Source organism: Amycolatopsis sp. VC5-11 (assembly GCF_037034185.1).
Taxonomy (GTDB): domain Bacteria; phylum Actinomycetota; class Actinomycetes; order Mycobacteriales; family Pseudonocardiaceae; genus Amycolatopsis; species Amycolatopsis nivea.
Genome location: NZ_JBAGKF010000011.1, coordinates 1 through 24151, shown reverse-complemented (window position 1 = coordinate 24151; position 24151 = coordinate 1). Strand labels below are relative to the sequence as shown.

21 protein-coding genes are annotated in these 24151 nt (G+C 70.5%); 7 read left to right on the top strand and 14 right to left on the bottom strand.

What is annotated here, in order from left to right:
- Positions 1-1629, bottom strand: coding sequence for an FAD-dependent oxidoreductase (locus WA670_RS28590; protein ID WP_336159387.1), 1629 nt, complete (start codon positions 1627-1629; stop codon positions 1-3).
- 141 nt (positions 1630-1770) lie between these two features.
- Here WA670_RS28590 and WA670_RS28585 point away from each other — a divergent pair, with 141 nt between their 5' ends.
- From WA670_RS28585 to WA670_RS28575, 3 genes are read left to right on the top strand one after another with little or no spacing between them, the layout of a single operon-like run.
- A complete protein-coding gene (locus WA670_RS28585) occupies positions 1771-3360 on the top strand; it encodes a class I adenylate-forming enzyme family protein (protein WP_336159386.1) in 1590 nt (529 codons plus the stop codon).
- Positions 3361-3386: 26 nt separating this feature from the next.
- Positions 3387-3668 carry an antibiotic biosynthesis monooxygenase family protein gene (locus WA670_RS28580; RefSeq protein ID WP_336159385.1) on the top strand — a complete coding sequence of 94 codons (282 nt, stop codon included), beginning with the start codon at positions 3387-3389 and terminating at the stop codon, positions 3666-3668.
- Positions 3665-4717: a methyltransferase gene (locus WA670_RS28575; RefSeq protein WP_336159384.1), complete on the top strand. Its 1053-nt coding sequence runs from the start codon at positions 3665-3667 to the stop codon at positions 4715-4717. The genes WA670_RS28580 and WA670_RS28575 overlap by 4 nt, the downstream gene beginning before the upstream one ends.
- Positions 4718-4795: 78 nt before the next feature.
- On the opposite strand, the gene asnB is transcribed toward WA670_RS28575, so the two are convergent.
- The 5 genes from asnB to dapC are packed head-to-tail and all read right to left on the bottom strand — an operon-like array spanning position 4796 to position 10566.
- Positions 4796-6637 (bottom strand): asparagine synthase (glutamine-hydrolyzing), encoded by a 1842-nt coding sequence (gene asnB / locus WA670_RS28570; RefSeq protein WP_336159383.1) that lies wholly within the window; start codon positions 6635-6637, stop codon positions 4796-4798.
- 16 nt (positions 6638-6653) lie between these two features.
- Positions 6654-6911, bottom strand: coding sequence for an acyl carrier protein (locus tag WA670_RS28565; RefSeq protein WP_336159382.1), 258 nt, complete (start codon positions 6909-6911; stop codon positions 6654-6656).
- 30 nt (positions 6912-6941) lie between these two features.
- On the bottom strand, positions 6942-8165 hold the full coding sequence (locus tag WA670_RS28560) for a ketosynthase chain-length factor (protein WP_336159381.1): 1224 nt from the start codon (positions 8163-8165) through the stop codon (positions 6942-6944).
- Positions 8162-9484, bottom strand: coding sequence for a beta-ketoacyl-[acyl-carrier-protein] synthase family protein (locus tag WA670_RS28555; RefSeq protein ID WP_336159380.1), 1323 nt, complete (start codon positions 9482-9484; stop codon positions 8162-8164). The genes WA670_RS28560 and WA670_RS28555 overlap by 4 nt, the downstream gene beginning before the upstream one ends.
- Positions 9481-10566 (bottom strand): succinyldiaminopimelate transaminase, encoded by a 1086-nt coding sequence (gene dapC / locus WA670_RS28550; RefSeq protein ID WP_336159379.1) that lies wholly within the window; start codon positions 10564-10566, stop codon positions 9481-9483. Before dapC ends, WA670_RS28555 begins: the two co-directional genes overlap by 4 nt.
- Positions 10567-10899: 333 nt before the next feature.
- Between dapC and WA670_RS28545 the strand changes: the two genes are divergently transcribed.
- The gene (locus WA670_RS28545; protein WP_336159378.1) at positions 10900-11628 is read left to right on the top strand and encodes an AfsR/SARP family transcriptional regulator; all 729 of its coding nucleotides are present in this window, start codon (positions 10900-10902) and stop codon (positions 11626-11628) included.
- Positions 11629-11667: 39 nt separating this feature from the next.
- Here WA670_RS28545 and WA670_RS28540 read toward each other — a convergent pair whose 3' ends face one another.
- Both WA670_RS28540 and WA670_RS28535 read right to left on the bottom strand, forming a co-directional pair.
- On the bottom strand, positions 11668-12213 hold the full coding sequence (locus tag WA670_RS28540; RefSeq protein WP_336159508.1) for an ROK family protein: 546 nt from the start codon (positions 12211-12213) through the stop codon (positions 11668-11670).
- Positions 12210-12596, bottom strand: a complete 387-nt coding sequence (locus WA670_RS28535) for a hypothetical protein (protein ID WP_336159512.1) — start codon at positions 12594-12596, stop codon at positions 12210-12212. Before WA670_RS28535 ends, WA670_RS28540 begins: the two co-directional genes overlap by 4 nt.
- Positions 12597-13005: 409 nt before the next feature.
- Between WA670_RS28535 and WA670_RS28530 the strand changes: the two genes are divergently transcribed.
- Positions 13006-13959: a ketopantoate reductase family protein gene (locus tag WA670_RS28530; protein WP_336159377.1), complete on the top strand. Its 954-nt coding sequence runs from the start codon at positions 13006-13008 to the stop codon at positions 13957-13959.
- Positions 13960-14619: 660 nt separating this feature from the next.
- Here the strand turns inward: WA670_RS28530 and ligA are convergent.
- Entirely contained in the window at positions 14620-16611 is a 1992-nt protein-coding gene (ligA, locus tag WA670_RS28525) for an NAD-dependent DNA ligase LigA (RefSeq protein WP_336159376.1), read from the bottom strand.
- Between the two features lie 243 nt (positions 16612-16854).
- On the opposite strand from ligA, the gene WA670_RS28520 reads away from it, so the two are divergent.
- Complete coding sequence (locus WA670_RS28520; RefSeq protein ID WP_336159375.1) at positions 16855-18861, top strand: HelD family protein; 2007 nt, start codon at positions 16855-16857, stop codon at positions 18859-18861.
- A gap of 5 nt (positions 18862-18866) precedes the next feature.
- Here WA670_RS28520 and WA670_RS28515 read toward each other — a convergent pair whose 3' ends face one another.
- Positions 18867-19391, bottom strand: coding sequence for a hypothetical protein (locus WA670_RS28515; RefSeq protein WP_336159374.1), 525 nt, complete (start codon positions 19389-19391; stop codon positions 18867-18869).
- Between the two features lie 90 nt (positions 19392-19481).
- Positions 19482-19844: a winged helix-turn-helix transcriptional regulator gene (locus tag WA670_RS28510; protein WP_336159373.1), complete on the bottom strand. Its 363-nt coding sequence runs from the start codon at positions 19842-19844 to the stop codon at positions 19482-19484.
- Between the two features lie 93 nt (positions 19845-19937).
- Here WA670_RS28510 and WA670_RS28505 point away from each other — a divergent pair, with 93 nt between their 5' ends.
- Entirely contained in the window at positions 19938-20582 is a 645-nt protein-coding gene (locus WA670_RS28505; protein ID WP_336159372.1) for an SDR family oxidoreductase, read from the top strand.
- Between the two features lie 41 nt (positions 20583-20623).
- Here the strand turns inward: WA670_RS28505 and WA670_RS28500 are convergent, their stop codons facing one another.
- From WA670_RS28500 to WA670_RS28490, 3 genes are all read right to left on the bottom strand, one after another.
- Positions 20624-22249: a carboxylesterase/lipase family protein gene (locus tag WA670_RS28500; protein ID WP_336159371.1), complete on the bottom strand. Its 1626-nt coding sequence runs from the start codon at positions 22247-22249 to the stop codon at positions 20624-20626.
- Positions 22250-22779: 530 nt separating this feature from the next.
- Positions 22780-23517, bottom strand: a complete 738-nt coding sequence (locus tag WA670_RS28495; protein ID WP_336159370.1) for a GAF and ANTAR domain-containing protein — start codon at positions 23515-23517, stop codon at positions 22780-22782.
- 262 nt (positions 23518-23779) lie between these two features.
- On the bottom strand, positions 23780-24151 hold a 372-nt coding region (locus WA670_RS28490; protein ID WP_336159369.1), incomplete at its 5' end, for a sensor histidine kinase.

Here is a 24151-nt window from a genome sequence, read left to right as displayed (position 1 = left end):
TCAGCGAACGCCGACGGCGGCCGAGGGAACCAGATGCGCGCGGCGCAGCACCGCGCTCAGCTGCGGTGTGTCGACCAGCGCGCCCCGGCAGGCGAGATAGCCGTCCGGCCGGATCAGCACGAAATCCCCTGGTGCCACGCCCAATCCGGCCCGCAGCGCGCCGCCCGGGTCTGCCCACGCCGAAGGGTCGGCTTCCTCCGTCCGCTCCGCTACGGCACGGACCGCGATCGTGTCGGAGTAGCGGCGGGCGACGTGGTCCAAGGCGGCGCGGCGATCCGTCGAGGTGGGCGCGAAGGCGAGCAGAATCCACCTGGGGTCGGCGGACAGCTCGTGCAGTTCCCGCCACCCGGGGCAGTTCGCCGCCAGTTCGGCGGAAAAGGCGACGCGGTGCCCGGCCCGGACGCCGCCCGCCCGGGCGTCGTGGGCGGTCAGGGGGCTCGCGGAGTACTCCAGCGCCAGACCGGACATCCCCTTGAGCAGCTTGCGTTCCACCCGGCGCTTGAGCGGCTTGAGCAGGCCGAGAAGGCCGAGGCCGGCCGGGAGCAGCAGCGCAGCCGCCGCGTTGCGCAGCGCGATCAGGGAGGTGGCCTTCTTCGTGGAAGTCAGCAAGGCCGCGCCGACCGGAACCCGTTCGGCGTCATAGCTGTCCAGCAGTTCCTCCCGCGCGTGTCCCCGCACGACCTGGGCGAGTTTCCACCCGAGGTTGACCGCGTCCTGGACACCGGTGTTCATGCCCTGGCCGGACGCGGGGCTGTGCACGTGCGCGGCGTCGCCGGCGACGAAACAGCGACCGGCTCGCATCCGGTCGATCTTTCGCTGCTGGATGGTGAACACCGACAGCCAGGTCGGCTCCTCGACGTGCACCCGGTGGCCGAGCGCGGGCGAGATCCGCTCGGCGAAACGTGCCGCGACCGCCTCCGGGCTGGTGTCCCGATCGAGCGGAGCCGTGTCGAGCAGCCGCCATTTGCCCCGTTCGGGGAACGGCACCAGCAGCACCGGACCGCCGTCCGCGTGCAGCCAGTGCAGGCTGTCGGCCGGCAGATCCGCGTCCACCACGGCGTCGGCCACCAGCCAGGTTTCGGAGGAATCGCCGCGCAGCGCCAACCCGAGACGCTGCCGTACCGTGCTGTGCGCGCCGTCCGCGCCCACCAGCCAGGGCACCGTGCACTCTTCCCGGGTTCCGTCGGCATGCCGGAGACCGACGGCGACCCCGTCCGGTCGCTGCTCCAGATCGCACAGTTCCGCCGACCACTCGACCGGGACTCCGAGTCCGGCGAGCCGGTCGCGCAGCACGCTCTCGACGATCACCTGGTCCACTTGGAGGGTGAACGGGAACCGGGTCGGCAGCCGCGAATAGTCGGTGCCGAACCGGATGAGCATCCGGCCGCCTTGGTGGATCGAGAAGTTCTCGGCCTTCCGCCCGCGCGGAAGGATTTCGTCGAGCACCCCCATCTGGTGGTAGGCCTCCAGCGTCCTGGCGTGGTTGGCGGTGGCCCGGCTGCTGGTCGCGGGCCCGGCCGCGCGATCCACCACCCGGACGCGCACCCCGCGCCGGGCCAGTTCGTGCGCGACGGTCAGCCCGACCGGGCCCGCGCCCGCGACCAGCACCTCAACGCGTCGTTCGTCCATGCTTCCTCGCTTCCCGGTTTCCTCGCTTCCCGGCGGCACGACCTTCCGGCCACCTTGTCCGCGCGCGTTGGATCCCGGTTGGAGCGAGGCCGGTCCCGCGCGCTCCAACGCGGGTCGAACGCCGGGTCGCATGCTCGGGCCATGACGAACCCTTCAACGGCGCCGCCGAGCGTGGCCGCCGGGCCGCCGCTGACGGCGCTGGGTGCGCTGCTCGGCGGTCCCCGGGTGGAGGACCTCCTGACCAGAGCGGCCGAAACGGCCCCGGAACGCGTCGCCCTCCGGTGCGGGACAACGGAAATCCGCTACGCCGAACTGGACGCGCGAGCCGCGGCCTGCGCGGCGGCGCTGGCCGCGCGCGTGCCCGGGCCGGATTCCGTGGTGGCGCTCGCGATGGTGCTGGACCCGGTGTTCGCGGTGGCCTACTACGCCGTCGCGCGGTCCGGGAACATCAGCGCGCTGGTCAATCCTCTGCTCCGGGAATCGGCCTTGCTGCACGTGCTGTCGACCGCACGGGCCCGCGCGGCGATAGTGCCGCCGGAGCTGTACCGGCGGCTCGCCCCTGTTCTGTCCAGGCTCCCGGATCTCGACCTCGTGGTGCTGACCGGCCGTGATCCGGATTTCCCGGAACTGCCGACGGTGCCGGAACTGGTCGCCGGGGACGCTCCGCCTGTTCCGGGGGCGCGGCCGGCCGCGCCCCCGGAACAGGCGGTGGCCTGTCTCCAGTTCACCAGCGGGACCACTGGCGCCGCCAAAGCCGTTCAGCTGACGCATCGGAACCTGGTGGTCAATGCCGCCCAGACCGCGTACGGGCATCAGCTGGGCCCGGAGTCGGTGCTGTTCAATTACTTGCCAACATTCCACTTGATGCATCTCAACGCGGGGGTCACGGCAGCCGCGACGCACGTACTGCACCCGGGCGAGGACCCGGTCGAAGCGGCAGCGGAAGCCGGACGGCAGCAGGCGACGCATTTCTACACGCTGCCCTCGCGCCTGACGAGGCTCGCCGCGCACCCGAGTCTCGGCGAACTCGAACTGCCCGCGCTGAGGGCGATCCTCTCCGGCGGGTCCACCCTGGCGGCGGCCCCCGCGACCGCGCTTTCGCAGCAGTTCGGCGTCCCGGTGGTGCAGGGCTTCGGGCTGGCCGAGACCGGGCCGTCGGCGACGCTGGGCGATCTGGACCGCCCGAAGAGCGGCTCGTCCGGGATCCCGGTGCCCGGCGCCGAAATCCGCGTCGTCGGCATCGGCGACGGCAAGACCGTCCCGCTCGGCGACAAGGGCGAGATCCAGGTCAGGGGGCCGCAGCTGATGCTGGGCTACTCCGGACGGGACCGGGGCCAGGACTTCCTCCCCGGCGGCTGGTTCGCGACCGGCGACGTCGGCCTGCTCGACGCGGACGGCCACCTGTTCGTGACCGACCGGATCAAAGACGTGTTCAAGACCGACAACTGGCTGGTCTGCCCCAGCCAGATCGAGCGCGTGCTGCTGCGTCACCCCGCGGTGTCCGACTGCGTCGTGTTCGACTATCCCGACGCGGTCAGCGGAGCGGTGGCCTATGCGCAGGTCGTGCTGGCGCAGGACGCCTCGCCCGAGGAGATCGCCGCCAGCGTCAACGAACAGCTTCCCTACTACGAGCACCTGAAGCACGTGTCGGCGGTGGACGAAATCCCGCGTTCGCCCACCGGGAAAGTGCGCCGCGCCGACCTGCGCGCCGCCGTGCTCGCCGCGAAATGACTTCTCACCCGGCAAGGAGGACCAGCGTGTTCACGTTCATCAACCGCTACACCGTCATCGGGACGCCGGCCGAGTTCGAAGCGGTGCTCGACCGCATCCACCAGTACATGGCCGGCCAGCGAGGCTACCTGTCGCACCGGCTGTACCGCTCGGCGAAGGACCCGCGGACCTACGTGGAGATCGCGGAGTGGGACCGCGCCGAGTCCCACCGGTCGGCGACCGGCGGCGCCGAATTCCGCGCAGGGCTGGCGGAAATCCTCCGGCTGGCCAAGGCCGAACCCGGCCCGTTCATCCCGGTGTCCGCGTGAACGCGCCGGCCGGAGACCCGTCCGAGGAGATGCCGCACCGCCTGCCGGCCGGGCTCCGGCATCTGCGCGAGGTCGCGCTCAGCGGAGCCCGGGCCGCGGCGGTGCGGGCCGCCGCCCTGCTCGGCGTCGCCGACGCGCTCGCCGACGAACCATCCACAGTGGACGAACTGGCGGAGCGGGTGGAGGCCAAGCCCGCGGAGTTGCGCCGGCTGCTGCGCGCGCTCGCCGCGCTCGGCGTCTTCGCCGCCGAGCCGGACGGCCGCTACCGCCACACCGAAGCGTCCCGTTACCTCAGGGAGGACGAACCCGGCAGCATCAAGCACATCGTGCTGTGGAGCACCGAGCCGTGGACCTGGGAGCTGTGGCCCCGCCTCGACCAAGCCGTGCGCACCGGCGAAAGCGTGTTCGGCAAGGTGCACGACCTCGCCTTCTTCGACTATCTGCGCACCGAAGCACCGGGATCGGGCGAGGTGATGGACAAGGCGATGGTCCAGGCCAGCTCGCTGTCCATCGAGAGCATCGCCGACCTGCTCGACCTGACCGGCGTCACGTCCTTCGCGGACATCTGCGGCGGACGCGGCCAAGTGCTGACCGCAGTGCTCGCGCGGCACCCGCGGCTGCACGGCACGTTGTTCGACCGGCCCGCGGCACTGGCGAAAGCCGACCCTCAGCTGCGCGAGGGCAGCGAATTCGCCGGCCGGGTCGAACTGGTGGCCGGCGACTGCCGGGCGGCCGTCCCGGTGCGGGCCGACGCCTACCTGCTCAAGAGCGTCCTGGACTGGGACGACGAGAGCACCGTGAAGACGCTGTCCAACGTGGCGGCGGCGGCACGGCCGGGCGCCAGGGTGTTCATCATCGAGAACCTGGCGGACAGCAGCGCCGAGCCGGCCTTCACCACGGCCATGGACCTGTTGCTGCTGCTCAACGTGGGCGGGCGCAAGCGGACCGCGGCCGAGTTCTCCGCGCTGGCCGAGCGCTCCGGGCTGGCCGTGACCGGCGTCGAGCCGGTCGACAGCTACTTGCACCTGATCACCTGCCGCGTCCCCTGACCGGGCGGGGAGGGAGACCCGGTCCCGGGGCCGCCGGCCCCGGGATTTCTCGGCCCTGGACCGCGCTGCCGCGGCGGTTCACAGGTCGAGCTCCACCCGGTACTCGGAAAGCCACCGATTGAGCCACAACGCCATCTCCAGTCCCCCGCGGGCATAGGGCAGGCTGACGTCGCGCAGCGGACGATCAACGGCTTGCCGTGCCCGGTCCAGGTCGAGCAGGGGCAGCACCGGCCCGTCGCCGTCCTCGAGCACTCCCGCCAGCTCGGCCCGCAACGCCCGTTCGTAAGCGGGGTCCTGGGTCGCCGGGTACGGCGTCTTGACCCGTTCGAGCACCGACCGGGGCAGCAGGTCGGCCACCGCTGCCCGCAGCAGGCTCTTTTCCTTGCCGTCGAAGGTCTTCATCGCCCAAGGCACGTTGTAGACGTACTCCACCAGCCGGTGGTCGCAGAAGGGGACGCGGACCTCGAGTCCGACGGCCATGCTCATCCGGTCCTTGCGGTCCAGCAGCGTCTGCACGAACCGGGTGAGGTTGAGGTGGGTGACCGTCCGCATCCGGCGGTCCGTTTCCGGCTCCCCGGGCAGCGCGGGCACCTCGGCCAGTGCGTCCCGGTAGCGGTCCGCGCGGTAGCCGGGCAGGTCGAGGCTGGCCACCAATCCCTTGTCCAGCAGGGAAAGACCGCCGAAGTAGCGTGCCGATCCCTTGGTCAGCCACGGAAACGTGTCCGCGTTCGCCGCCGCGGGATTGCGGAACCAGCGATACCCGCCGAACAGCTCGTCCGCCGACTCGCCGGACAACGCCACCGTCGACCGCGCACGGACGGCGCGGAACAGCAGATACAGCGAAGGCCACATGTCGCCCCAGAACGCGGGCGGCAGGTCGGTCGCCCGCAGCACGGCGGCCCGCACCCCGGGGTCCACCAGGTCCGCGCTGTCCAGCAGGATCTCGGTGTGCTCGGCCCCGACGTGCCGGGCAAGGTCGCGAGCGAACGGCGCGTCCGCGGCGCCGCGCACCGCGTCCGGCTGGAATCGTTCGGCCGCCCCGGCGAAGTCGACCGAAAAACTCCGGACCGCCGTCCCCAGCTTCCTCGCCGCCAGCGCGGTCACCGCGGAAGAATCGAGGCCGCCGGACAACAGCGTACACAGCGGGACGTCGGCCACGAGTTGCCTGGAGACAATGTCCTCCAACAGCTCCCGGACTGTGGCGACCGTGGTCGCGAGGCTGTCGGAATGCTCGCGGACGGGCAGCGACCAGTAGCGGCGCTCCGCCGCGCCGGACCGGCCGAAGCGGACCAGGCTGCCGGGCCGGACCTCGGCCATTCCGGCGAAGACCGCCTGTCCCGGGGTCTTCACCATGTCCAGCACCTCGCGCACGCCGTCCGCGCCTACCTTGCGGCCGACCTCCGGGTGTTCCAGCAGCGCCTTGGGTTCCGAGCCGAAGACCAGCCCGTTCGGCGTCAACGCGTAGTAGAGCGGTTTGACCCCCATCCGGTCGCGCAGCAGGACCAGCCGCTCGGCACGCACGTCCCAGACGGCCATGGCGTACATGCCGTTGAGCCGGTCGGCCAGTCCTTCGCCCCATTCCAGGTAAGCGTGCAGCACGACTTCGGTGTCGCTGCGCGTGCGGAACCGGTGCCCTCGCGCCGCGAGTTCGCCCCGCAGCTGCCGGAAGTTGTAGACCTCGCCGCAGAAGCTGAGCACCGCGACCGGCTCGCCGTCGCGGACGGCCGCCATGGGCTGCCTGCCGTCGGCGAGGTCGATCACCGCCAGCCGCCGATGGCCGAGCACCGCGTGCCTGCCCGTCCACACGCCTTGCGCGTCCGGTCCCCGGCACGCCATCGTGGCCGTCATCGCCCGCGCGACGGCTTCCCGCCCGGCCGCGGCCCGGCCGGAGAATTCGACCCAGCCCGTGATTCCGCACATGGCGCCCCGCTTCCGCTCAGGAAACGGCGGCGAGGCCCGCCGCGATCTCGGCCAGCAGTTCGCGCGGGGTCCGCGCCTCGGTGACGACCTCGTCGGGCAGGCTCACCCGGTAGTCGCGCTCGATCCTGGCCACGGTGTTGAACAAGGCGAGGGAGTCGTAGCCGAGTTCGTCGAACGGGACGTCCAGGATCTCGCCGTCGAGCTCGACCCCCTCGTCTTCGCCCGCGCACTCGCGCAGCAGCTCGATCAGCGTCTTCAGGGTGAACTCGGTCATGCGCTGTCCTCTCCTGGTTTCCTGCGATGGTCAAACGGCGGCGCGCAGCACGAGCGCGGAGTTGAATCCGCCGAAGCCGCGAGCGAGCACCAGCGCGGTGCGCAGCGGCAGCTCCCGCGGAGTGTCGCCGACGAGATCGAGCAGGTCCGGGTACCCGAACTGTCCTATGTGCACAGTCGGGGGGATCACGCCGTCCCGCAGCGCGAGCGCCGCCGTCGCCAGATCGAGCGCCGCGCCGCCGCCGAGCAGCCGTCCGGTCATCGTCTTCGGCGCGGTCACCGGAACAGCTTTCGCGCCGAACACCCCGGCGAGCGTCTCGGCCTCGGCCTGATCCTGGGCGGGCAGTCCCGCGGCGTCAGCGAACACGACGTCCACCTCGTCGGCGCGCGTCCTCGCGTCGGCGAGAGCCTGTTCGACCGCGCGGCGCAAACCGGACGGCCGCCCGGAGCCGGCTCGCGGGTCGAACGTCGCGGAATACCCGGCGACGGCGCCGTAGACCCGGTCCGCGCCGCGCTTGCGAGCCGCGCCGGGGTCTTCCGCCACGAGCAGCGCGCCGCCCTCGCCCGGCACGTGCCCGGACGCTCGTTCGTCGAACGGAAGGTAGGCGGCCGCCGGATCGGTCGCGGCACTCACCCGGCCGGACCGGAGATGGCACAGCCAGCTCCACGGGCACAGCGATCCGTCCACCCCTCCGCAGAGCATCGTGTCCGTGCCCTGCCGGATCAGCCTGCGAGCCTTGGCCACCGCGTCCAGTCCGCCCGCCTGCTCGGCGACCAGCGCGGAACCGGGGCCGCGCATGTCGTGCCGGATGGAGATCTGCCCCGAGTTGACCGGATAGAACCACGCGAACGCCTGATACGCGCTGACGTAGGCGCTTCCTTTGGACCACAGCGCTTCCAGTTCGCGCTGGCCGAACTCGAATCCGCCTCCGGAACCCGCCGTGACCACTCCCGTGCTGTATGCCGGAGCCGAACCGGGCGTCACGCCGGCGTCCGCCAGCGCCTCCTCGGCCGCGATCAGCGCCAGCCGGGTCATGTGGTCGGTCTGCGGCAGCAGCCTGCCGGGCAGCAGAGCCTTCGCGTCGATGTCCGCCTGGCCGGCGATCCGCGAGGAGTAGCCGGAGGGGTCGAACCTCGTCAGCACCCCGATGCCGCTCACCCCGCGCAGCGTCGCCGCCCAGTACGCCTCGGCCCCCACCCCGTTGGGAGCCACCACGCCCAGCCCGGTGATCACGGGCGCCGTGCCGCCGGTCACCGGACCCGCTCCGGCCTGGCCAGCACGATCGCGCTCTGGAAGCCGCCGAATCCGCTGGCCACGCTGAGCGCGACGTCGACCCGCTGCTCCCGGGCCACCAGCGGCACGTAGTCCAGGTCGCAGTCCGGGTCCGGCTCGTGCAGGTTCGCGGTCGGCGGGATCACCGAATGCTCGATGGCCAGGGCGCACGCCGCGACCTCCAGCGCGCACACCGCCCCGAGCGAATGCCCGATCATCGACTTGATCGAACTGATCGGGGTGCGCCGGGCGTGGTCTCCCAGGCTCAGCTTGAACGCCGCGGTCTCGTGCCGGTCGTTCTGCTTGGTGGCCGAACCGTGCGCGTTGACGTAGTCCACGTCCGACGGCGAAAGGCGGGAGCGGTTCAGGGCCCCGGTGATCGCCTCGGCCATTTCCCTGCCGTCGAGCCGCAGCCCGGTCATGCTGTAGGCGTTGCAGCGCGAGCTGTACCCGGTGATCTCGGCGTAGACGTGCACGCCTCTCCGGCGGGCCCTCCCGAGTTCCTCCAGGACGAACACCGCGGCTCCCTCGCCCAGCGCGAACCCGTTGCGGGTGCGGTCGAAGGGACGGGAAGCCGTGGCCGGATCGTCGTTGCGCGGCGTGGTCGCCTTGATCGCGTCGAAGCAGGCGACCGTGATCGGGGAGATCGCCGCGTCCGACGCTCCGGCGATCATCACGTCCGCGGAACCCTCCTCGATCAGGTCGCAGGCGTGGGTGAGCACGTCGATGCCCGAGGTGCAGCCGGTGGACACGATGCCGACCGGGCCCTCCGCCTCGGCCAGCCAGGCCACCTCGGCAGCCATCGACGAGGGCAGGAAGTAGTCGTACAGGTAAGGCGAACCGTGCTCCTCGTCGACCAGCCACTTGCTCCCCTCGTCGCTGGCGACGGCGTACTCGTGGTCGAGGCTCTGCGTCATCCCGCAGGCCGTCCCGATCATCGCCCCGGTTCTCGCCGGGTCCAGTTCGCCGAGGATCCCGCTGTCCGCCAGCGCCTCTCGCGCGGCCACCACAGCGAACTGCGTCGTGCGGTCCCACCGCCGACGCTGCCGCTGGGTCAAGCCCGCCGCGACCGGATCGAAATCGCATTCGGCCGCGACGCGGGAGCGGAACCGGCTGGCGTCGAACGTGGAGATGGCCCTGGTCGCCGTCCGGCCGGAAGCGAGCAGTTCCCAGTACTGTTTGACCCCGTTGCCCTGCGGGGCGATCACCCCGATCCCGGTGATCACGACCCGGCGGCCCGCTGGCGTTCCCGGCACGGCAAGCCCCTTCGGCGGCTCGCGGCGCGGCCCGTGCCTCCTCATGCGGCCAATCTCGCGCACGCCGCTTCGATCTGCGCGTCCGTCGCGGTGAACGCGATCCGCACGTGCCGGGCCCCGTCCGGTCCGTACAGTTCGCCCGGCGACACGAGCACGCCGAGATCGGCCAGATCCCGCACGGTGTCCCAGCACGGCTGGTCCAGGGTGGCCCACAGGAAGAGCGAGGCCTCGGACCGCTCGACGCGGAACCCGGCCTGCTCCAAAGCCTCCCGCAGCGCGGCGCGCCGGCGCCGGTAGCGCTCGCGCTGCGCGGTCACGTGGTCCTCGTCGCCGAGTGCCGCGACCATGGCGGCCTGGACCGGGGCGGGCACCACGAATCCGGCGTGCCTTCTGACCTCGAGCAGGTCCCGGATCACGCCGGGATCGCCGGCGACGCTGCCCGCCCGGTAGCCGGCCATGTTCGAACGTTTCGACAAAGAGTGCACCGCGAGCACCCCGTGCTGGTCCGTGCCGCACACCTCGGGGTGCAGGACCGAAACCGGCTCGGTTTCCCAGCCGTGGTCGAGATAACACTCGTCGTTGACCACGAGCGCGCCGTGTTCGCGTGCCCATTCGACGACGGCGCGCAGTTCGGCCGCGCCGAGCACCCTGCCGTCCGGGTTCGACGGCGAATTGAGCCAGACCACCCGGGGGCGCTCGGCACGCAGCTCCGCAAGACCCGCGTACTCGAACGGCACCGCGCCGGCCAGCACCGCGCTCGCGCGGAACGTCGGGAAACCCAAGGCGGGAAAAGCCACCTTCTCGTGCGGCTGGACCCGCAGCAGGGCCGGGAGCCAGGCGATCAGTTCCTTGCTGCCGACGACGGGGAGCACCGCGTCCGGCGCGACGTCGGCTCCGATCCGCTCGCGGATCCAGCGAGCGACGGCTTCGCGCAGCTCCGGGACGCCTTCGGTCCTGGGCAGCCCCGGAGCGTCGGCGGCCTCGCGCAGCGCACGCCGGACCACGTCGGGAGTCGGGTCGACCGGCGTGCCGAAAGCCAGGTTCACGAGACCGTCCGGATGCTGCGCGGCGCGGTGAAGGTGCGGCTCGAGGGCAGCCCAAGGGAAATCCTGGAGTTTGCCTATCACGATGTCAGTTCCCTCCGTCCTCGGATGCCATGGCGAGAATCTACGAAGCGGCCTTTGAGCAATCGTCAAGGCGTTCTGGGGTTCCCCCGGGCCCGGCGGCGCGCGGTACGCCGAACGGCGCAGGGAACACGCTCCCCCGACGTACCCGGTGCACCGTTCGATACAGGTTTGTTGAGCCGTGCCCAAGATCCCGAGTAACTTGGTTCGCAGAAGTCGATCTCACCTGAATTCGCTCGCGGGATCGCGCTCTGAATCCGGAACATATGCGAGGACAACCTACGGAACAACTAAAGAAAAATGGGGGATTTCGTGGAGTACCGCATTTTAGGACCTTTGGAAATTCTTCATCACGGCACCCGCGTCACGCCGAGTCCCGCGAAGGTCCGCAAGGTGCTGGCGATGCTGCTCATGCACGCCAACCGCAAGCTGAGCATGGACGCGATGGTCTACGAAATGTGGGGCGAGACGCCGCCTCGCAGCGCCGTGGTGACCCTTCAAACCTACGTCTACCAGCTGCGGAAGGTCATCGCCCTCTCCACGGGAATCGACCAGGCGAAGAAGCTGCTGGAAACCACCCAGCCCGGGTACGTGCTGCACGTTTCCCCCGACCGGCTCGACAGCTGCGTCTTCGACCGGCTCGTCGCCGAGGCCCACCGGCTCGCCGCGGCCAACGAACTCGACCGGGCCGCGCGGACGACCGAGGAAGCGCTGTCGCTGTGGAACGGGGCCCCGCTGTCCAACGTCCATTGCGGGACAATGCTGGAAAGCTACTCCACGCACTTGGAGGACAAACGCATATCCGCGCTGGAATTGCGCATCACCATCAACTCGCGACGCGGCAGATACCGGGAGATGATCGCCGAACTGCGGTCGCTCGCGGCCGCCCACCCGTTCAACGAATGGTTCCACGCCCAACTGATCGAAGCGCTGAACAAAGCCGGCCGCCGCAAAGAAGCTCTCGAGGCTTACCGCAGCGTGCGCAGTCTGCTCAACGACGAACTCGGATTGGACCCGCTCGCCGAACTCAGGGAAGCCCACGACAAGATTCTTACCACCGACTAGTTCGCCGCCCGATTCCCCGGAGCGGCTTCCGCGGTGCGATCAGCCGGCCGCAAACCCGCCGCCCGGGACCCGGTCCGCCATGCGAACCTGAGCGAACTTCGCCGCCAACCGCGGACGAGCCAGCAACCTCGTGAACGCCTGCTGCGCCGCGCCGATCAGCACCGGGTTCGCGAGGCTTCCCGCAATCACGACGCGGCTTCGCGCTCTCGCCACCACCGAAACGCTCAGCTCCGCGTGGATCCGGCGCGGCGCGATGCTCAGGTATTGCCCCAACAATCCGCTCAGCACGACACGCTCGGGATCGAACAAGTTCGTCAGGATCGCCAGCGCTCGCCCGAGGTGCTCCGCGGCTGCAGCTGCCCGGGCAGCCGCCGGCGGCTCGCCTCCGAAAGCACGGCCGAGCAGGCCCGCGGGGTCGCCTGGCGCTTCCGCGGTCAGCGCACGGCCGTCGGCGGAGATCTCCAGGCAGCCCCGCATTCCGCACGGGCACAGCGCGCCAAGCGGGTCGACCACGACGTGCCCCGCTTCGACCGCGTTTCCCGTTCCCGGAAGGCTGTCCCGCCACCGGCACCATGCCTCGCTCAGACCTTGCGCGGCACCGAGGCGATGAGGATCTTGCTTCCGTTGCGGCCGAGGTAGATGTCGACCTTGCTGAACCCTCCGGCCGGGCCGGGTTCTGTCCAGCCGAAGTTCTTCTGGTCGTCGGAGGCGGTGCGGGTCTGGACGTCGAACAGGGTTCCCGCCTGGCGGAACTCGAAGGTGACCGTGGTGCTGCCCGCCGTCGGGTCGTCGCGGACGAATCCGCTCACGCCGACTGCGCGGTTGTACCAGGTCAGCGTGCCGCCAGTCCGGCCGCCGCTGATGTCGCCGCCGAAGTCCGACGTCGGGTAACCCGCCGCGTCCGCGATCCCCGCGCCGCCGAGTGCGGCGACTGCGGACACGACGAGACCGATGGCGATGCGTTTCATGGATTTCCCCCAGGGATGCTCGATTCCGAGCGGAATCGTACTTCGCCGCGGCTCGCTGCGCGGGATTTTGCGTGAAGTCCCGAGTGGACGCCCGGCGGCCTCGGCGCGGACGGCACCCCGGCCGGGCGAAGACACACATCCGCCTCCCGGACCATGCTGGGCCCGGCAACCGAGGTACTTCCGCGCATCCTCGGTTCGTGCCGTAGTCAGGCTCGGCTGCACTGGGGTCGACGTCGCCGCCCGGATTCGCACTTCGGCCCGTCCTGCGCCTGTCGCGAAGGAATGTCGGGCCTGAACCAACAGGCACCGCGACTGCTGGGCGTCGGCGCGCGTTGACAACTGGAGACAGTCTCCATATCTTGGAAAGCGGAGATTGTCTCCAGTTTCAGGGTTCCCGTGAGGTGCGGCTGTGAAGATCTTGATGTTCGGACGCGGCGTGATCGCGACGATGTACGGCTGGGCCTTGGAACAGACGGGGCACGACGTCGAGTTCTATGTCCGTCCGGGTCGCGCGGCGGAGTACGGGGAGTCGATCAGCCTCGATGTTCGTGATCTGCGGGCGCGGAGGCGGCGGGGCGTCCGGACTTGGCCGGTGCGGTATCGCGAGGAACTGGGGCCGGGTCATGAGTTCGATCTGATTGTGGTGAGCGTCCAGCACTATCGGCTCGCGGAGGCGGCGGCCTTTCTGGCGCCGCGGCTCGGGAAGGCGACGGTGCTGATTTTCGGGAACGTCTGGTCCGAGCCGCTGGCCGCGATCGGCGATCTTCCCGTCGAGCAGGTCGCGTGGGGGTTTCCGCAGGGCGGCGGCGGTTTCGGCGAGGACGGGGTGCTGCGCGGGATGCTGTTGCCGCTCGCCGTGTTCGGGACGCTCGGCGAGCCTCCGACCGAACGCGTGCGGGTGGTGCGGCAGGTGTTTCGCGACGCTGGGTTCCGGATCCGCGAGCGACCTGACTTTCGCGGCTGGCTCTGGGTGCACTTCGTCTCGGACGCGGGCCTGCACTCGCAGGGCGTGCGGGTTGGTTCGTTGAGTTCGCTGGCCGGGTCCCGGGGCGATCTGCGCGAGGCGTTGCTGGCCGGGCGCGAGCTCGTGCCGCTTCTCGAAGCCCGGGGCATCGACGTGCGGCGGCATCGGGGCGCGTTGCTGCTGTTCCGGGCACCGACCTGGCTGACGGTCCCCGTGCTCGGGTGGATGCTGGCCCACTTTCCCCCGGCGCGGCTGAATTTCGAGGCGCACTCTGATCCCGACGCCCGCGAGCCGCGCGAGATCTGCCGTGACGTACTGGCTGAGGCCCGACGGCTGGGGGTGACGGTGCCGCGGCTGGAGGCGGCGGAACCGTACTTCGGTCTGGAAAGGACAGAGTGAGCCCCGGCTTTCTCGAAGTGTTGCCAGAAACCGTTTCGGTGGGATCGGGTTCTGGACGCCAGCGAGGTGCCGCGGCTGATCGCCTCGCCGGGTGTCGACGGTTCGCGCGAGCCCGGGGGTTTGTTGTCTCGGAGCCCCGCCATTCGCGCGAGCCTCTCGCCGCAATCACACCGCACGCTCGCGCTGACCCGACTGTTGCCGGGCCCGCGCAGCGAGCGCACTGCCGAATGCGCACGACGCCTGGCGTTCGGCCGCCGAAACCGCGGGTTGGCCGCCCATTCCGGCTGCCCGTGCGCCTCGGACAGCCGGACGAACAACGCATCGTTGGCGCAGCTGACGATCAACAAGCCGCCCGAGGCCGCGAACCCGCGGCGCGAAAGGATCCGACGAACACGTTGCCGCGCAAAGGATTCTCGACCATTCCGGACGCCCAAGCACCTCGGGCATCCGGACGAACAACGCGTCGTTGGCGCAGCTAGCGATCAACGAGCCATCCGAAGTCGCGAACGCGCGGCGCGCCAAGGTCCCGACGAACGCATTGCCAGGCAAAGGATTCTCGACCATTCCGGCATGCGCCAGCGCGAGCCGTCGCCACGATCCGGCGACCTCTTCCCGCCGGTTTCCCCAGGCGGCGGTCGCCCGTTCGGGGAAACAGCGGGCTCAGACCACTCCGGCCGCGATCAGCTGTTCCCAGATCACCCCCTGGTCCACGACCTCGACGCCCAGTTTTTCGGCCTTAGTGAGCTTGCTCGCGCCGACATCGGCACCGGTGATCAGCAGGTCGGTGCTCGCCGACACCGACGACGCGGTGGTCGCGCCTGCCGTCTCGCACAGGCGTTGGAAGGTGGGGCGGGGCACTTTCTCCCCGGATCGCGGGTCGCTGATCGCGCCGGTGACCACCACGGTCTTGCCTTCCAGCGGCGCGCCCGCGACGACGGCGGGCGGGAGGTCTTCTTCCAGGACGTCCAGCGATACTCCGCGTTCTCGCAAGCGTTCCAGCTCGGGGCGAAGCCGGGTGAGGTGTTCCACCAGGGAGGCGGCGACCTTCGGTCCGATGTCCTCTACTTCCACCAGACCGTCGACGCCCGCGTCGAGCACCGCTTCCAGGGAGGCGAATCCGGCGCGGCACAGCCGGGCGGCGGTGCCTTCCGATGCCATCGGGATCGCGAGCCCGATCAGCGCCCGGCGCAGGCCGACCCGGCGGCTGGCGTCGATCGACTCGATCATCCGCGTCGCCGAGACCTCGCCGATGCGGTCGAATTCGAGCAGGCGTTCCTTGGTGAGCCGGTAGAAGTCCGACGGGTGTTCCAGGATCCCGGCCTCGGCCAGCCGTTCGATCCACACGCCGCCGATCGCGTCGATGTCGGCGGCCGCGCGGGACGCCCAGTGGATCAGCCGCCGCACGGTCTGCGCGGGGCAGGAAACGTTGGTGCAGAACAGTTCCCGGCTGTTGCCCTGTTCGGTGAGCGGCTGTTCGCACGACGGGCACGTCGACGGGGGCACGATCTCCCGCTCGGCTCCGGTGCGTTTCGACTCGTCGAGCACGCCGGCGACGAACGGGATGACGTCGCCCGCCCGGCGCACCAGCACGGTGTCGCCGATCTTGATGCCGCGGGCGCGGATGACCTCCTGGTTGGCCAGCGTCGCGCGGGTGACCGTGGTCCCGCCCACGAAGACCGGCTCCAGCCACGCGACCGGGGCGATCTTGCCGGTTTTGCCGACGTCCCAGACCACATCGGACAGCACGGTGGTCTTCTCCTCGGCGGCGAACTTGTACGCCAGCGCCCCGCGCGGCGAACTCGACCGGGTGCCCGCGGCGGCGTACGCGGCCCGGTCGGCGAGCCGCAGGACGGCGCCGTCGATGTCGTAGTCCAGGTCGTTGCGCTGCTGCTCGATCGTGGTGATCACGGCCTGCGCGGAGGCCGCGTCGGCGCAGCGGCGCATGTCCGCCGCGGTGAACCCGAGCGCCAGCAGGCCGCTGCCCAGGTCGGTTTCCGAGCTGCCGGGTTCGGTGTCCAGGTCGAAGGCGAAGAAGCGCAACCGGCGCTCGGCGACCGCGGCCGGGTCCTTCGCGCGCAGCGTGCCTGCCGCGGCGTTGCGCGGGTTGATCAGCGGTTTGTCCGGGTGCGCGGTGTTGTAGGCGGCGAACGTCGAGCGCAGCATCACCGCCTCGCCGCGCACCTCGACCCGGCCGGGGGCGCTGACCTGGTGCGGAACGCCGTCGGTCAGCGCGCGCACCAGCATGGTGACGTCGTCGCCGGTGGTCCCGTCGCCGCGGGTGACCGCTCGGGCCAGCCGGCCGTCCTCGTACACCAGGGCCAGCGACAGGCCGTCCAGCTTGGGCATCACGACCACCGGCTGGCCGGGGAACCGGTCGAAGAACGCCTCGACCTGCTCCGGCTTCGTCGCCTTCTCCAGCGACAGCATCGGCCGCGAATGCCGGATCGGCGCGTGCAGCACCGCGGGCCCGCCCACCTGGTCCAGCGGATTCGGGTCCGGGGCCAGCTCGGGGCTCGCCTCGATCAACCCGCGCAGCTCGTCCTCGATCGCGTCGTACTCCGCGTCCGCCACCACCGGCGAACCCCGGTAGTACGCGTCGCGCAGCACTACGACCTGATCGGCCAGCTCCTGAATACGTTCCCGAACGTCCACGAACCGGAACGCTACCCGGCCCCACCGACAAAACCGGACAGCGACGCAACCCGAGCAACCACGGCACGAATCTCCGGCGACCGGACGAAGGCCGGAACTCCTTGTGCGGCAAGGGTCTGATGCCGCGGCAAGTGCTCCCCCGGTCGGCTCGGCTGACGCCGCCCGCAAAGACAAGACTGTTCTTTCCCCCGGTTGCCGCGCACCCTCGATGCCATCGATCACCCGACAGCGGGGAGTTCTGGGGTGCCGGAGGAAAACCGTGTCGAGCGGGAGCTTGTCCTCGAACAGGAGTGCGTGACCAGCCTTTACGACAGGCTCGACGCGTTGCGCGAGGAGGCGGTGAGGGGGCTCGACAGCGCGGATCCGGAGGCCGCGGCGCGCTGGCGGGCGGAGTCGGCTCGGCTGGCGGCGGTCGAGGACGGGCTTTGCTTCGGACGGCTGGAGACGGACGACGGAATCCGCAGGTACATCGGCCGCTTGGGGCTGTTCGAGGACGGGGCGGACGAGCCGTTGCTGCTCGACTGGCGGGCTCCGGCGGCGCAGCCGTTCTATACCGCGACCATGGCGGAGGCGCACGGGGTCCGGAGGCGGCGGCGGATCACGACCCGGGGGCGGGTGGTCACCGCGCTGGACGACGAGTTGCTCGATCCCGCCGCGGCGGACACCGGGGGCCTCGTCGGGGAGGCGGCGTTGATGGCGGCGCTCACAGCGGACCGAACCGGGCGGATGGGCGACATCGTCACGACGTTGCAGGCCGAGCAGGACCGGATCGTCCGCGACGGGTACGCGGGTGTGCTGGTGGTGCAGGGCGGGCCGGGGACCGGGAAGACCGCGGTGGCGCTGCATCGGCTGGCCTACCTGATGTACACGCGGCCGCAGTTGCGTACCCGCGGGGTGCTGGTGATCGGGCCCAGCGACGTCTTTCTCGACTACATCGGGCAGGTGCTGCCCGGGTTGGGCGAGCAGGCGGTGGTGACGGCGACGATCGCCGGGCTGCGGCCGGACGTCGAGGTCAGCCGGGTGGATCCGGTCGGGGTCGCGGAGGGCAAGGGGCGAGCGGAGGCGGCGGGACGGATCGCGACGGCGGTCTGGAAACGGGTGGGGGCAGTCCGGAATCAGGACAGCGAAGCCGTCGAGGTGACGTTCGAGCAGCAGGTCGTGCGGTTGGAGCCAGCCGAGTGGCGTGGTGCGGTCGAGTTCGCCCTCGGCAAGGGACTGCCATATCAGCAGGCTCGGTTGGTGTTTCAGCAGCGGATGACGGAACTTCTCGCGCAGCGGTTGGCCGATCAGCTGGAGAACGTCGTCTTCACCGAAGGCGGCGAGGCCATCGACGGCGGCAGTGCGGACGGGCGGCTCAGCCCGGCGGATCTGCGGGCGTTGGCGACGGCGGGAGTGGTGCTCGGACCGGAGCAGGACGACGGGCCGCGGCGGTTGCTGGACGAGGCTGACGTCGCTGACCTGCGTAAAGCGTTGCTGGCCGACGTCGCGGTGTGTGGGGCGCTGGACGAGCTGTGGCCACCGCTGACTGCCGAGGTGGTGGTTGAGGTGTTCGGCGGCGAGGGATGGAGCGCGGCGGACATTCCGTTGCTGGACGAGGCGGCCGCGGTGCTCGGCGACTCCGTCCCGGCGTTCGGGCATGTAGTGGTCGACGAGGCGCAGGAGTTGTCCGCGATGGCGTGGCGGATGGTGATGCGGCGCTGTCCCGGCACGTCGATGACGGTGGTCGGAGACCTTGCCCAGACGGGCGATCCGGCGGGAGCGGAGTCGTGGGAGCAGGTGCTGCGGCCGCACGTGGCGGACCGGTGGCGGGTGGCGGAGTTGAGTGTCAACTACCGGACGCCGACGGAGATCATGGCGGCTGCGAACGAGTTGCTGGCCGCGGGGCAGCTGCGGCCCCGGTCAGTGCGGGCAGCGGGAGAATCGCCGTGGCGGGTACGGAGCACGCTTGCCGACTTGGCGCGGGTCGTCGGCGGGATTGCCGAGGAGCACCGTGGCGGGCAGTTCGCGGTCATCGCTCCGCCGGGGCGGCTGGCGTCGTTGCGCGAAAGCGGCACGACGACGGTGCTGACACCCGCGGAAGCGAAGGGGCTGGAGTTCGATTCAGTGCTGATCGTCGACCCGGCCCGAATCCTCGAAGCTCCGCGCGGGCGCAACGACCTCTACGTCGCGATGACGCGCGCGACCCGGCGGCTGGGGATCGTCCATCTTGGACCGGTGCCGGACGAGCTCGCCCCGCTTGAGCAACGGTGAACCAGTCAGGATTCGAGTTCCTGCAGCGCGCGGGCCAGTCGTTTGATCATGGACCGTCCCGCGTCGACCTGGAGCCGGGCGAATTCGTAGCCGAGGACGCCTTCTCCCGCGACGCCGATCTGGCCCCGGAGCGCCTGTGCCACGCCGGAGTTCAGTTCGGGTTCCGAGACCCAGGCGAGCTGGTCGAGCGTCCACGACCGCAGCGGCTTTCCCGGGGCTGCCCGGACGATGCCGCCGACGGTGAACAGCGCGACGCGGTGCGAGGTGAGCGAGAAGACGAACCGGCCCGGGGTCGAGATCGGCACTTGAGGGGCTTCGATCTGCCCGCGACGCGCGGCGAGCGCCATCCCGGCCGCGCCGGCGAGGCCCGCGATGCCCGCCGCGCCGGCGACCATCGTCTTGCGCACGCCGCCGGTGCGGAACGCGACCAGTGCGTCCAGCACACGCTCCCCCGGCGCGAGTTCTCCGGCGAGCCGGCTCTCGACCTTTTCCCGCAGCGTCACGATCCGCAGCCTTTCCCGATTAGCCAACCACGGTCCTCGACCGGGCGGTTCCCGGAGGCTATGCGTGCCGGAAGCCAGCGGGTGACGGGATTTTCTCCGACAGACCCCGGAAGAAACTCAGCTCTGCCGTGCGGCCTGGGCGCGTTCGCGGGCTTCGAGGATTTCGGGGACGTGGCTTTCGGCCCATTCGCGGACCGCGCGCAGCGGCACCAGCAGGGACTGGCCGAGGTCGGTGAGCCCGTACTCCACGCGCGGCGGCTGTTCCGCGTACTCGACGCGGGAGAGCAGGCCGTCCTCCTCCATCGCGCGCAGCGTTTCGGTCAGCACCTTCGGGGTGACGCCCTGGATCCGGTCGACCAGCGCGGTGAAGCGCATCGGCCCGTGCTCCAGCGCGTTGACCACGAAGACCGTCCACCGCGCCCCGATCCGGTGCAGCACCACCCGGGACGGGCAGCGGGCGGACATGACGTTGTAGCGCACGGCGATTCCTCCGGTTCCGGTTACGTTGAAGTACCTGGTTACTTTTCCATAGCCTACTGCGGCCACGGCGAACCGACGGAACGGAGAAGGACCATGAACAACCGGCTGGCCGGACAGACAGTGCTGGTGCTGGGCGGACGGCACCTGGGCATGGCGATCGCCGACGCCGCGAGCGCCGAGGGTGCGAAGGTGCACGTCGCGTCCCATCGGCCCGGCGGACTGCACATCGACCTGCGCGACGAGGCGACCATCGCGGCCGCGGCGGACGAACTCGGGCCGGTCGATCATGTCGTCAACACCGCGGCGGCGCCCCACGCGGTGCCGGTCCGCGAACTCGACCGGGACAAGACCGTCGACGCCTTCGCGGCCAAGGTCATCGGCCCCTTGCTGCTCGCGAAACACTTCACGATCCGACGGTCGCTGCTGCTGTTCTCCGGGCAGGTCGGCTGGCGTCCGGCGCGCGGAAGCGTCGTGACCGGCGTGACCAACGGGGCGGCCGCCTTCGCCGCGCAACACCTTGCTGCCGAACTCGCGCCGGTCCGGGTCAATGCGTTGTCGCCGGGGATCATCGACTCCGGTGTCTGGGACGGAAAACCGGATGTCCTCGCCAACGCCGCGAAACGAACCCTCGTCGGGCGCACCGGCACCGTCGCCGACGTGACTGACACGGTGTTGTGGATGCTGCAGGCCGAATTCCTCACCGGCGAAACCATCCACCTCGAAGGCGGACGGCCCTGAAACCGGTGCCGGCAGGAGGAAACCCTGCCGGCACCGGCGTCTCACCGATGCTGCGCGAACGGAGCCAACGGGTTCCACAGGCCGTCGCACCGGTGCTGGCGCGGGATCTCAGTGGTGAGCTGGCTGTCCCCCGCCGCGTTGAGGGACATGACGACCGGGTTGCGTTCGGTGAAGGGATCCCACTGCGGAGTGCCGTCCACAGTGGGGTTTCCGGTGCGCGCGAAGCCGGTCCACTGCGCCACCAGCTGGTCGGAGAGCACCTTCTGGTTGGGGTTGAGCTGAACTCCCGGCGGCGGCGTCAGCAGCATCCCCTCGGAGACGTGGTACGCGCCGTTCGGTTTGGTGGGATCCAGGAAGAACGCGGGCGGCACGTCGGTGTCGTCCATTTCGTAGGCATACACCGGAATATGCCGGGACAGCCGCTCATCGTTCAGCAGCGCGGGGCAGACCGAATTGGAGTCGGCCACGATGGTCCGGAAGGCGAGGAACGGCGCGGGATTGGGAAATCGCTTCAGCGGATAGCTTTCGCTGACTTCCTTCGCGTGCTCGCCGTACTGCTGCGCCACCATTTTCCGGTAGTCCTCCGGAGTGGAGGCGGACGGCAGCTGGACCTCGTCGCGGGCCACGCCGTGCATCAGTGCGACCTTGTTGACCCGTCCCTTGGCGAACGCCTCGCCCGGCGACATCGGCAGCGTGGTCCCGTTCACGATCGGCGCGATCGTGCCGCTGTCCGGTTTCATCCCGTTGCCCGCCTGCTTCAGCAAGGTCGCCACGGGCACCTTGCGCAAGCATTCCCCGGCATTCGACTCGCACCCCAGCGCTTTGGCGAACCGCGCGCCTGCCTGCTGGGCCTCCTCCTCGTCGGGAAGATCGGCCTTGCAGTCCTGCGCCTGCCATTGGATGTCCGTGCCCAGCAACGAGTTGTACTCGCCGTTCTGGGCGATGCCACGCTGGAACAACCCCGCCGCAGTGGGCGAAACGGTGTGGTCGCAGACGCTCGAACCGCCCGCGGACGCCCCGTAGATCGTGACGTTGTGCGGGTCTCCGCCGAACTTCGCGATGTTGCGCTGCACCCAGCGCAGCGCCGCCTGCTGGTCCTGCAGCCCGTAATCGCCCGCGTGCTCGCCGTACGCCGCGTGCGCGAGGAACCCGAAAATCCCGAGCCGGTAGTTGACCTCGACGCTGATCACGCGGCCCTCGGTCACGAGCCGGCTCGCGTCCTGCGCCTGCAGGATCAGAAATCCGCCGCCGTGGAATTGCACCATGACCGGAAGCTTCTCGTGCCCCGGGTTGGCGGGCACGCGGACGTTCAGGTTCAGGCAGTCCTCGGTCTCCGATCCGGGGCCGAGCCCGGCCAGCTGCGGGCACGCGTTGCCGGGCGCGGTCGCGGGGAACGGCTCGGTCCACTTCGCCGGACGCTGCGGCGGTGCCCAGCGCAGATCGCCGACCGGCGGCGCGCCGAACCGGATCCCTTCCCACGACCGGACATCCGGGCCGGCGATCCCGCACACCGGGCCGTCGTCGGTGGTCACCGTCGCGTCCGGCGAGCACGCCGGCGGGGGTGCCGCCGCGGCCCGCTCGCCGGCCATGGACGCCGAACCGGCCAGCGACGCCGCCGCCAGTGCGACGGCCGCCAGCGCGACGCCTGCCTTCCCGTCAAGTCTCATCCGTCCTCCTTCGCTCCCGCCTCGCCGGGAGAGCCGGACGGAAAGGTGCGGGACACGACGAGCGGCATCCACGCACCGATCAGGCGGCCTGCCGGCATGGGCTCGACATCACCGGCGGCCTTTTCCCGGCCGCCGCCGCGAGAACGGCACGGACCGCTCGTTCCCGCCTGCCTCCAGTCTGGGCGCGGCGGGAAACGGCACAACCTCCGTTCGGTCGCGCCGAAACTGTCAAATTCCCGGGCAGAATGGTCTTTGTCAGGGATCGGATTCGCTCCGCCGGACCGGCTGCGACGGGTTGGTCGGCGAATGCGGTTCATTCTTCGGCGCAGTGGAACGGAATCCGCGGAAAACGCGGACGGAACACCGCCTTCTCCGGGGAGCGGCGGGGTCAGCAGGATTGCCCGCCTGACAAGGACGGCAGCGGGCGCCGCGTCGAACAGCCTGGCGGGCGAACTCGGGCAGCAATCGGCAGGATCGACGCGCGAGGAATCAGGAACGAGCGCGGTCATCCCGGCCGCGGCGGGTGACGCTCAGCTCGCGTCGCCGAGAACCCGCTCCGGCCGCAGTTCGCCGCGCACGACCGCCCCGGCCGACGCGCTGAGCCGTTCGTTGCGCGCGCGGCTGTAGGCGCGCAGCCGGTCGAACGCCGCGTCCATTTCCAGCCCGCTGGCATGCGCCAGCACGCCCTTCGCCTGTTCGATGACGACCCGGCTGTTGAGCGCGTGCTGCAACTGCTCGGCGAGCAGTTCCCCGCGCCGGATCGCGCGTTCCTGCAGAATCCCGATGGTCGCGACGTCCGCCAGCGCGCGGGCCACGTTCAGCGCGGGCCCGCTCACCGGGTCCGGGCCCTGTCCGAACAGGTTCAGCGTGCCGATCACCTGGTTGCGCAACCGCAACGGAAGCGCTTGTACGGACCGGAATCCCGCCGCAGTCGCCTGCTCCGCGAAGCGCGGCCATTTCGCGGCCTCCGCGGCGATGTCCTCGACGCGCACCGGTTCGCCGCTGCGGTAGGCGTCCAGGCACGGCCCCGGCTCGGCCCGCAGCAGCTCGCGGATCGGGGCACTCTCGTCCGGAGCGATCGTCTCCAGTCCGCCGCGCTGATCGGCGAGCAGCAGCCCGGCGGCCGAGGCTCCGAGCAGCGTGACGCAGTAGCTCGCGAGCCGGTGCAGCAGGTCCGTCGCGTCGTATTCGTCGGCCAGTGTGTCGGCCATGTCCACGAACGCGCGCAGCAACTCGTGGTCGCCGGAGGACGCGGCCGTGTCGGTCATGTTTTCTCCTTTCTGGGCCGCAGCGGAAACGCGAATATGCCAACGGCACTGCGCCTTTTCGGACGGCTTCGCCACCCTACTCCCGGCTCGGCCCGCCGTCGCAGCGGCCTCAACCAGTTTCCCCGCCGCACCAAGCGGAGTCCACAATGGACAATCGGGAAATCGGCCCTGCACCGGGAATTCATAGGTCCACAGTGGACTGTCAAACGCCCGGGCGCCGGATTTCTCACCAACCTGCAGAGTCGCGCGTCGGACGACCAGGTCAGCGCAGCGGAGCCGACCAGTCCAGCCGCACCCCACCGCCCGCGCTCGTTCCGAGCATGAACTCCCCGCCCGCCGACTCCGCGCGTTCCCGCAGATTCCCCAGCCCGCTCGGCGAAACCCCCTCCGGCAGCCCGGTTCCGTCGTCGGTCACCGAAATCCGCACCGTTTCGTCTCGCACCGCGACGGAAACCGACAGCGCCGAAGCCCCCGCGTGCCGGACCGCGTTGCTGACCGCCTCCCGCACCACCGCTTCCACGTGCTCGGCCAGCTGGGCGGGCACCGCGTCGAGCGGGCCAGCCATGCTCACCGCCGGGTGCAGCGGCGCGTCGTCGGTCAGCTCCGCGATCGCGTCGTGCAACCGGTTCCGCAA

What these genes read in the sequence shown, in the direction of transcription:
- WA670_RS28590 (WP_336159387.1), bottom strand. Translation starts at nt 1,629, where the DNA reads ATGGACGAACGACGCGTTGAGGTGCTGGTCGCGGGCGCGGGCCCGGTC.
- WA670_RS28585 (WP_336159386.1), top strand. Translation starts at nt 1,771, where the DNA reads ATGACGAACCCTTCAACGGCGCCGCCGAGCGTGGCCGCCGGGCCGCCG.
- asnB (WP_336159383.1), bottom strand. Translation starts at nt 6,637, where the DNA reads ATGTGCGGAATCACGGGCTGGGTCGAATTCTCCGGCCGGGCCGCGGCC.
- WA670_RS28565 (WP_336159382.1), bottom strand. Translation starts at nt 6,911, where the DNA reads ATGACCGAGTTCACCCTGAAGACGCTGATCGAGCTGCTGCGCGAGTGC.
- WA670_RS28555 (WP_336159380.1), bottom strand. Translation starts at nt 9,484, where the DNA reads ATGAGGAGGCACGGGCCGCGCCGCGAGCCGCCGAAGGGGCTTGCCGTG.
- WA670_RS28535 (WP_336159512.1), bottom strand. Translation starts at nt 12,596, where the DNA reads ATGAAACGCATCGCCATCGGTCTCGTCGTGTCCGCAGTCGCCGCACTC.
- WA670_RS28505 (WP_336159372.1), top strand. Translation starts at nt 19,938, where the DNA reads ATGAACAACCGGCTGGCCGGACAGACAGTGCTGGTGCTGGGCGGACGG.
- WA670_RS28500 (WP_336159371.1), bottom strand. Translation starts at nt 22,249, where the DNA reads ATGAGACTTGACGGGAAGGCAGGCGTCGCGCTGGCGGCCGTCGCACTG.
- WA670_RS28495 (WP_336159370.1), bottom strand. Translation starts at nt 23,517, where the DNA reads ATGACCGACACGGCCGCGTCCTCCGGCGACCACGAGTTGCTGCGCGCG.